This is a genomic window from Pseudomonas sp. CM25 (assembly GCF_013179705.1).
GTDB lineage: Bacteria > Pseudomonadota > Gammaproteobacteria > Pseudomonadales > Pseudomonadaceae > Aquipseudomonas.
Map to the genome: position 1 here is coordinate 1 of NZ_JABMCW010000259.1, position 7,980 is coordinate 7,980.

A 7,980-nucleotide genomic window follows, 5' to 3' on the forward strand; every position below is an offset into this window, starting at 1 on the left:
GCTGCTGATCAGCGCCAGCTACCTGGGCGCCTGCATGGGCCTGGTGGAGCGCGCGGTCGACGAGCGCCGCTGGAGCGACCAGCAGCGTGTGCAGCTGGCCTGCCAACTGCAACTGTGCCTGAGCGCCCTGGAAGGCCTGGCGCAGGAAGTGGAGCAGCTGCAAGGCGACGCCGATGACCTGCTGGCGCGCCTGCTGCTGACCCGCTACGGCATCGAGCAACAACTGGCCAGCGCCTCCGACCTGGCCCACCAGATGCTCGGCGGCCTGGCCTTCATCCGCTCGAACCTGGGCTGCGACTGGCTGGCCAGCACCCGCGGCCTGCAGTTCCACCCACCCGGGCGTTTCAGCATGACCGCCAACCTTGACCGCTACCTGCAAGGCGCCACCTTCAGCATTGCCAATGGAGTCACCCTGTGAAACTGCTCAACAAGATCGTCGTCATCACCGGCGCAGCACGCGGCCTGGGCCTGGAAACCGCACGCAAGCTCAAGCGCCAGGGCGCTACCGTGATCGGCATCGACCAGCTCGAACCGCACACCGCGCTGAATTTCGACGCCTACTACCTGCTCGACCTGTGCGACCGCGAACGCCTGGACGAAGCGGCCACCTCGATTCTGGAGCGCTTCGGCGACATCGATATCCTGGTCAACAATGCCGGGGTGCTGACCCTGGAGCGTGGCGAGACGGGGGTGAACGATGACGTGCGCCGCGCCCTCGAAGTGAACCTGCTGGCCCCTTGGCAGCTGACCTCGCGCTTGCTGCCGGCGCTGCTGCGCAAGCACGGCAAGGTGGTCAACGTATCGTCGCTGTTTGCCCTGGTGAACGCGCCCTATGTGGCCGCCTACGCCACCAGCAAGCGGGCCATGAGCGCTTATTCGGACGTACTGCGCATGCAGTACCCAGGCCAGCTCGACGTGGTCACGGTGTTCCCCGGTTTCATCGACACGGCCATCCACGACCCGGCCGAGCGGGTCGGCCTGTCGGTCAAGCGCCTGGTCAGCTTCAAACGTGGCGAACGGGTGCTGCTGTCGCTGGAGGAAAAGCTTGATGACGCCAGCAATGGCCTGGTCCGCGCCTGCACCCAGGCGGGCCTGCGCAACCGCGGCCTGACCTTCCTCGGCAGCGTGGCCATGTACACCGCCCGTTGGATGCCGAGCCTGGTCGACGCCTTCATCAGCCTGCGCCTGCGCAGCCTGAGCAAGGCCGGTCAGCTGTCGCTCAAGCCCGAACTGATCGACTGAGGCCGGGCCGATGACGCAACTGGCACTGGACAAGCCCACGCTACGCCCGGCGCGCAGCCTGCTGACGCCGTCCGCCCTGGAAACCACCCTGGTGGTCGGCTATGCGTTGCTGCTGTTCGCCGTACCGCTGGCGCTACTGGTGGCGATTGTCGACCAGGCTCCGCAGGCATGGCCGCTGGCTTTGCCGCTGCTGCTGCCGGCGGGCTACGGTCTGTTCCTGATGGGCATCCTGGGCCACGAGGGTTTCCACTTCAACCTCAGCGACAACCGCCTGTTCAGCTGCCTGCTGGCGGTGCTGCTGAGCTCGATGCTGACCGGCTTCTGCGTCACCGGCTACTTCGTCGACCATTGGCAGCACCATCGCCACAACGGCGGCCCCAAGGACCCGGACTGGCGCCTGCTGCGGCGTTATCGTCTGGCCGTCACCCGGCTGCTGGTGTCGCGCCTGCATGCCACCGGGTGGTACCTGGTGCAGACCGTGCGCCTGGCCCTGCCTGGTGCCAAGGTCAGCGGCACGCTGCCTTTGCCGGACACCCAGGTGCGCCTGCTGGCCAGGGCCAACCTCGCCTGCCAACTGTTGTGGCCGGCACTGTGGCTGGCGCTGGCAGCGCAGTGGCCGGTGCTGCTGCCCGCCGTGGCCGGGTGCCTGCTGCTGGCGCTGCTGGTGTCCGCCCTCAACGCCTACCAGGAGCATGCCTTCGAGGCCAGCGTTGCACTGCCGGTGGCCCGCTCGCGCACAGCGTGGCTCAGCACCCTGCTGCACCTGGGCTCGAACTATCACCTGGAGCACCACCTGTACCCGCGGGTGCCGTGCTGGCGCCTGCCACGCCTGCATCGCCAACTGCTCGCCAGCGGTTGGTACGACGGCCGCCAGGCGCTGCTCGAACCGCGTTTCTTCGGCGCCCTGCGCTACTGCAAGGCACGTTTCCCCTATGCCGGCGCCTGGCAAGCAATGCCACCGCCTGGCCGCAGCGGGCAATGACCCGCGCCCGCTGCACACCCCTCACACTCATGGAGCCGAGTATGTCTTTTGACGTAGATGCATTGATTGAAAACGAACGCCGCACCCTGCTGGCACACCCGCTGTTCGCCCGTATCAGCTCGCTGGACGACGTACGCCTGCTGATGGAGAACCACGTCTTTGCGGTGTGGGACTTCATGACCCTGCTCAAGCGCATCCAGCGCGACCTGACCTGCGTGACGCTACCGTGGTTGCCGCCACGCCACATCATTGCCGCGCGGCTGATCAACGAGATCGTCACCGGCGAGGAGACCGACGAGCACCCTGCCGGTGGCTTCATCAGCCACCTGGACCTGTACCTGGCCGCCATGGACGAGATCGGCGCCGACACCGGGCCGTTCCGCCAGTTCCAGGCCCTGCTGCAGGCCGGCGTGCCGCTGGCCCAGGCGTTGACCACCGTCGATATTCCGCTGCCGGCCAAGGTGTTCGTCAGCAAGACCCTCGATGTTGCCCTGCATGGCTCGACCGAGCAGGTGTTGGCGTACTTCTTCTTCGGCCGCGAAGACATCATCCCCGACATGTTCGGCGGCCTGCTGCAGCGCTGGGCCATCGATGAAGCCAGCGTGCCGATGCTCACCTACTACCTCAAACGCCATATCGAGATGGACGGAGACGATCACGGCCCGGCGGCCAAGCGCATCATCGCCGAGATCGTCAGCGAGCCCGCGCAGCAAATGGCCCTGGCCAAAAGCGCTGGCGACGCGCTGGTGGCCCGCACCGTGCTGTGGGACGGCGTGCTCGAGCTGCTGCACCAACGCGCCACCGCTATCGCGCAGGGCAACTGCGTGGCCGCCGCCAGCTGAGTACTGCCCCTTGCCTGCGCCCACCGCGAGCAAGGGGTAATGGCCTACAACGACAAGGACGAGAGCGTGTGACATGGTGAAAGGCAAATACGCCAAGCTGGCGGTATCGGCGCTGGTCATCGCAGGCCTGGCAGCATTGGGCGTGCAACGCTGGCAATACGCACGGCAGTACGTCAGCACCGACAACGCCGAAGTGGAAGGCGTGATCATTCCCATCCGGGCCAGGCTCAGCGGCGTGGTGGTGCAGGTGCCGGTGCACGAGAACACGCGGGTGAAGCAAGGCGACCTGCTGTTCCAGGTGCGTGAGGACGAATACCAGCAACGGGTCGAACAGGCCCGGGCCAACTACCTGGGCGCGCTGGTGACCACCGGGCAAGGCGGCATGCCCGGCCTGATGGACAGCCAGGTCCGCAGTGCGGCGGCACGCAGCCAGGCGGCGCAAGCCACCATCGGGCAACTGGTGGCCAATGTCGAGCAGGCCCGCAGCGACTACCAGCGCACGCAACGCCTGGCCGGGCAAGGGGTGGTCAGCACCCAGGACCTGGAAGCCGCACGGGCGCGCTTCAACGCCCTGAACCACCAGTTGCAGGCAGCCCGCGACAACTCCACCGCCGCCCGCGAAGGCACCCTGGCCAACGAGGCGGCACTGAAAGTGGAGGAGTACCGGATCAAGGCCGCCGAATCGGCACTGGCGCTGGCCCGCATCGAGCTGCAGGACACCCGGCAGGCTTCGCCGCGCGGCGGGGTGATCGTGCACAAGGATGTGCAGCCAGGGCAGTTCGTGGTCGCCGGGCAAAAGCTGCTGAGCCTGGTCAGCACCGAGCACATGTGGGTGGTGGCCAACTTCAAGGAAACCCAGATCGGCCGTGTCCGCGTCGGCCAACCGGCGCGCATCAGCGTCGACGCCTTTCCGGGGCAGCACTTCGAAGGTGTGGTGCACAGCCTGGTGCCGGCCACCGGGGCGCGCTTCTCGCTACTGCCGCAGGAAAACGCCACCGGCAACTTCACCAAGGTGGTGCAGCGCATGCAGGCGCGAATCGAGTTCCGCGAGCTGCCCACGTCCATGCAGCAGGCGCTGGGCCAGGGCATGAGTGTGTTCGTCGAGGTTGATACCCGCGACAGCGGGCAGCCCCTATGAAGTCGCCCTGGCTGGTGGCGGTGACCGTCACCTTGATCTCGATGATGGAATTGCTCGACGTGACCATCGTCAACGTCGCCATTCCCAGCCTGATGGGTAGCCTGGGGGCTTCGGTGGACGAGATCTCCTGGGTCTCGACCGGCTATATCGTCGCCAACGTGGTGATCCTGCCAGCCAGCGGCTGGCTGTCGGCGTGGTTTGGCCGGCGCCGCTATTACCTGGTGTCGTCGGCGCTGTTCGTGCTGGCGTCGCTCGGTTGCGCCATGTCCCAGGAGCTGTGGCAGATGGTGTTGTGGCGGGTGGTGCAGGGTTTGGCCGGCGGCGGCCTGCTGGGCATCTCGCAGGCGATCATCTATGACGTGTTCCCCAAGGAAAAGGTCAGCTCGGGCCTGGCCTTGTACGGGGTCGGGGTAATGATGGGGCCCACCCTCGGCCCTTCGGTGGGCGGCTACCTGATCGACGAGTTCTCCTGGCACTGGATTTTCCTCATCAACCTGCCCATCGGCGCGCTGGCGCTGCTGCTGGCCTGGCTGTGCGTGAACGACTCGCCCAACGAACGGCGCCCGCAAAGCATCGACTACCTGGGTTTCGTACTGCTCGCGGTGGGTGTCGGCAGCTTGCAGATCCTGCTGGAACGGGGCGAGCACTGGGACTGGCTGGAGTCGGACCTGAGCCTGTTGTGCCTGGCCCTGGCACTGCTTGGCCTACTGGGCTTCTGCTACTGGGAACGACGGGTCGCCAACCCCATCGTCAACCTGGCGCTGTTCAACAACCGCGAATTCCTGCTGGGTTCGGTCTGTGCCTTCTGCGTCGGCTTCGGCCTGTACAGCACGCTGTTCATGGTACCGCTGCTGTTGCAGACGCTGCTCGAACAAAGCGCCTATCAGAGCGGCCTGGTGATCTTCCCCGGGGCCTTGGCCAGCGCTGTCAGCACCCTGGTGATCGGCAAGCTGTCGCAGGAAAACCGCATTGATGAGCGTTACTTCATTTGCGTGGGCATCCTGGTCTACGGCTATGCCATGTATCTGCACACCCAGTTCACCCTGCAAAGCAACCCCGACACGTTGTACTGGCCGCTGATCATCCGTGGTTTCGGCCTGGGCATGATCTTCGTGCCACTGACCAACCTGGCCATGCGCCAACTGCCGGCACAGCTGATCTCGGTGGGCTCCGGCGTGCTCAACCTGATGCGCCAGCTGGGTGGCAGCGTCGGTATCGCCATCGCCGCCACCCTGCTCACGCGCTTCTCCTGGGCGCGTTACCGCCAGCTCGCCGAGCATGTCGACGAAAACCGCCTGCTCGCCAGTGGCTGGGACCTGGCCAGCCTTGACCCGCGGCGGCTGTCCACCGACCTGCTCGGCGCCGACCAGGCCAACGCCCTGCTGGCCTTCGTCCAGGCCCGGGAGCAGGCGCAGATGCTCGGTTTCAGCATGCTCTTCGGCCTGCTTGGCGTGGTGATGCTGATCGGCGTGCCCATGGTGCTGCTGATGCGCAACCCCCGCCAACCCAAGCCCTCACTTGCAAAGGAGTCCGTGACGTGTTCGGACAATGCACACCCCTCCGCCTAGCCGTGCTGGTGCTGTCGCTGATCTGCGCCAGCCCCGTTCAGGCCCGCGACCTGTACCAGACCTACCAGCAGGCGCTGGGGCATGACATGGCCTATGCCGCCGCCCAGCAACGCCAGCTGGCGGCTGCGCAAAAGGCCCCGCAAGGGCTGGCCAGCCTGCTGCCGCACCTTTCACTGGAAAGCGGCGCAGCCTGGGTCGACCGCGAACACAGTGGGGCCGCCCGACGCAACCGGGACAACTCCAATGCCTACGCGCTGGTATTGATCCAGCCGCTGCTGCGCTGGCAGAACGTGATTGGCCATGAACAGGGCAAGGCCCTGGCCACAGCCGGCGAGATCGACCTGCTCGCCGCCCGCCAGGACCTGATGCTGCGCGTGGCCGACAGCTACTTCGAACTGCTGCTGGCCGAAGACCAGTTGGCGACCAGCCGCCAACAGGTACACACCCTCGGCCAGCAACTGGACAAGGCGCAGCGTTTTCGTCGCGAGGGCTCGGGCACCGAGAACGAGGTGCAGCGCATCCAGGCCCGCTACGACCTGGCGCAGGCCGAACAGATAGCTGCCGGCAATGCCCTGCGCCTGAATCAACAGGCGTTGGCCCGGCTGACCGGCAGCACGCCGGGCGAGCTGGCCAGGCTGGATGAGCAGGTGGCGTTCAGTGGCCCGCAACCGGCCCGCCTGGATGCCTGGACCGAACAGGCGCGCCAGCACAACCTGAAGGTGCAGGCCGCCGAAGTACGCCAGCTTATCGCCGAACAGGAAGTGCACAAGCAACAGGCCGGCCACTTGCCAACCCTCGACCTGGTGGCCGCACATGGCCGCTTTGCCTCGGTGGGTGGCAGCCTCTACGACGTCACCGTACCCGAGGAGAAATACACCCAGACCGTGGTCGGCGTGCAACTCAGCGTGCCGCTGTATGCCGGTGGCGGCACCCAAAGCCGCACCCGCGAGGCGCGTGCCCTGCAGGGCGCCGCCGAGGACGAACTGGAAGATGCCCGGCGCGAGGCCGACTTCATGGCCCGCCAGGCCTACCTGAACCTGACCGGCGGCATCAGCCAGTACCAGGCGCTGAAACAGGCCTTGCGTTCCAGCCAGAGTGACCTGCGCATTACCACCCATGCCTTCGAGGCCGGTGCGCGGATCAGCAGCGATGTGCTGGATGCCGAACAGCAGGTCACCCGCACCCAGCTGCAACTGGCGCGTCAGCGCTACGCAATCATGCAGGCACAGCTACGGCTGATGGCGGCCAGCGGCAGCCTCGGCGACGACAACCTCAAGGCCCTCAGCGCCCTGCTCACGGCGCGGGTTCAAGGGTAGGCACCTTCACGGTACTGCCCCGCCACCTCGCGCAGCACCTCGCACATCCACTGCCCCGGCAGGCTCTGCGGCAAGGCGGCATTGCGGCAGATGCCCACCGAGCCGCCGGGCTCGCGCACACCCAGGTCGAGCTCGACCAGGTCGCCACGGCGCAGGTCGAGCAGCACCGCATCGCGCGGTGCCACCCACAGCGCATCGCTGCCCAGCAGGTAGCGCCGGCTCAGGGCCAGTGACAGGGTTTCCAGGCGCTGCGCCGGCATCTGGATGGCGCACTGCACGAACAGGCTGTCGGCGTGCTGGCGGATGGTGGTGCCCGCAGGCGGCAGCACCAGCGGGTAGCGGCCTACCTGGGTGCGCTCTACCGGCGAGCTGGCCAAGAGCGGGTGGCCGGGCCGCACCACCAGGCTCATCGATTCGCTGTACAAGTGCTCGAACGACAGGCCCTGGATTTGCGGGCTGTCGGTCATGCGCCCGACCACCAGTTCCAGCTCGCCCAGGCGCAGCTGGCCGAGCAGTTGTGCGCTGACCCCGGTGACCACGCTGATCACCAGCGCTTCATGGCGCTGGTGCAGGCGGCACAGCACCTCGGGCATCAGCAGGCCTTCGACGGTGGAGAGCACGCCAATGCGCACCTGCGACGGCGCCCGCGCTTCACCCCGCAGGCTGCTGACACCGTCGCGCAGGGCTTGCACGCTGGGGCCGGCATAACGCATGAAACGCGTACCGGCGGGGGTCAGTTCCACACCTTGGCGGCTGCGTGAAAACAGTCGCGTTTCCAGCAGCGCTTCGAGCTCCTTGAGGGTTTTCGAGATGGCCGGCTGGCTGATTGCCAGGCTGTCGGCCGCCCTGGCCAGGCTGCCCTGCCGGGCAATCTCCAGGAAGCACAGCAGGT

7 protein-coding genes and 1 pseudogene are annotated in these 7,980 nt (G+C 66.7%); 7 read left to right on the forward strand and 1 reads right to left on the reverse strand.

Annotated features, from left to right (window positions below; all coding sequences use genetic code 11):
• The 7 genes and pseudogenes from HP546_RS22135 to HP546_RS22165 all read left to right on the forward strand — a co-directional run.
• Window positions 1–418 (forward strand): annotated as a pseudogene (locus HP546_RS22135) (acyl-CoA dehydrogenase); the annotation flags it as partial.
• Window positions 415–1,242, forward strand: coding sequence for an SDR family NAD(P)-dependent oxidoreductase (locus HP546_RS22140; protein ID WP_172229449.1), 828 nt, complete (start codon window positions 415–417; stop codon window positions 1,240–1,242). The pseudogene HP546_RS22135 and the gene HP546_RS22140, both read left to right, overlap by 4 nt.
• A 10-nt stretch (window positions 1,243–1,252) precedes the next feature.
• The gene (locus HP546_RS22145) at window positions 1,253–2,224 is read left to right on the forward strand and encodes a fatty acid desaturase (RefSeq protein WP_172229451.1); all 972 of its coding nucleotides are present in this window, start codon (window positions 1,253–1,255) and stop codon (window positions 2,222–2,224) included.
• 41 nt (window positions 2,225–2,265) lie between these two features.
• A complete protein-coding gene (locus tag HP546_RS22150) occupies window positions 2,266–3,066 on the forward strand; it encodes a DUF3050 domain-containing protein (protein WP_172229453.1) in 801 nt (266 codons plus the stop codon).
• Window positions 3,067–3,139: 73 nt separating this feature from the next.
• On the forward strand, window positions 3,140–4,204 hold the full coding sequence (locus HP546_RS22155; RefSeq protein WP_172229455.1) for an HlyD family secretion protein: 1,065 nt from the start codon (window positions 3,140–3,142) through the stop codon (window positions 4,202–4,204).
• Entirely contained in the window at window positions 4,201–5,772 is a 1,572-nt protein-coding gene (locus tag HP546_RS22160; protein ID WP_172229457.1) for a DHA2 family efflux MFS transporter permease subunit, read from the forward strand. Before HP546_RS22155 ends, HP546_RS22160 begins: the two co-directional genes overlap by 4 nt.
• A complete protein-coding gene (locus HP546_RS22165) occupies window positions 5,742–7,088 on the forward strand; it encodes a TolC family outer membrane protein (protein WP_172229459.1) in 1,347 nt (448 codons plus the stop codon). The genes HP546_RS22160 and HP546_RS22165 overlap by 31 nt, the downstream gene beginning before the upstream one ends.
• Here the strand turns inward: HP546_RS22165 and pcaQ are convergent.
• Window positions 7,079–7,978 (reverse strand): pca operon transcription factor PcaQ, encoded by a 900-nt coding sequence (pcaQ, locus tag HP546_RS22170; RefSeq protein ID WP_256678518.1) that lies wholly within the window; start codon window positions 7,976–7,978, stop codon window positions 7,079–7,081. The two genes, HP546_RS22165 and pcaQ, sit on opposite strands and share 10 nt — an antisense overlap.
• Window positions 7,979–7,980 lie beyond the last annotated feature (2 nt).

Excerpts from the sequence above, each read along its gene's own strand:
- HP546_RS22160 (WP_172229457.1), top strand. The coding sequence starts at position 4,201 with ATGAAGTCGCCCTGGCTGGTGGCGGTGACCGTCACCTTGATCTCGATG.
- HP546_RS22145 (WP_172229451.1), top strand. The coding sequence starts at position 1,253 with ATGACGCAACTGGCACTGGACAAGCCCACGCTACGCCCGGCGCGCAGC.
- HP546_RS22150 (WP_172229453.1), top strand. The coding sequence starts at position 2,266 with ATGTCTTTTGACGTAGATGCATTGATTGAAAACGAACGCCGCACCCTG.
- HP546_RS22155 (WP_172229455.1), top strand. The coding sequence starts at position 3,140 with ATGGTGAAAGGCAAATACGCCAAGCTGGCGGTATCGGCGCTGGTCATC.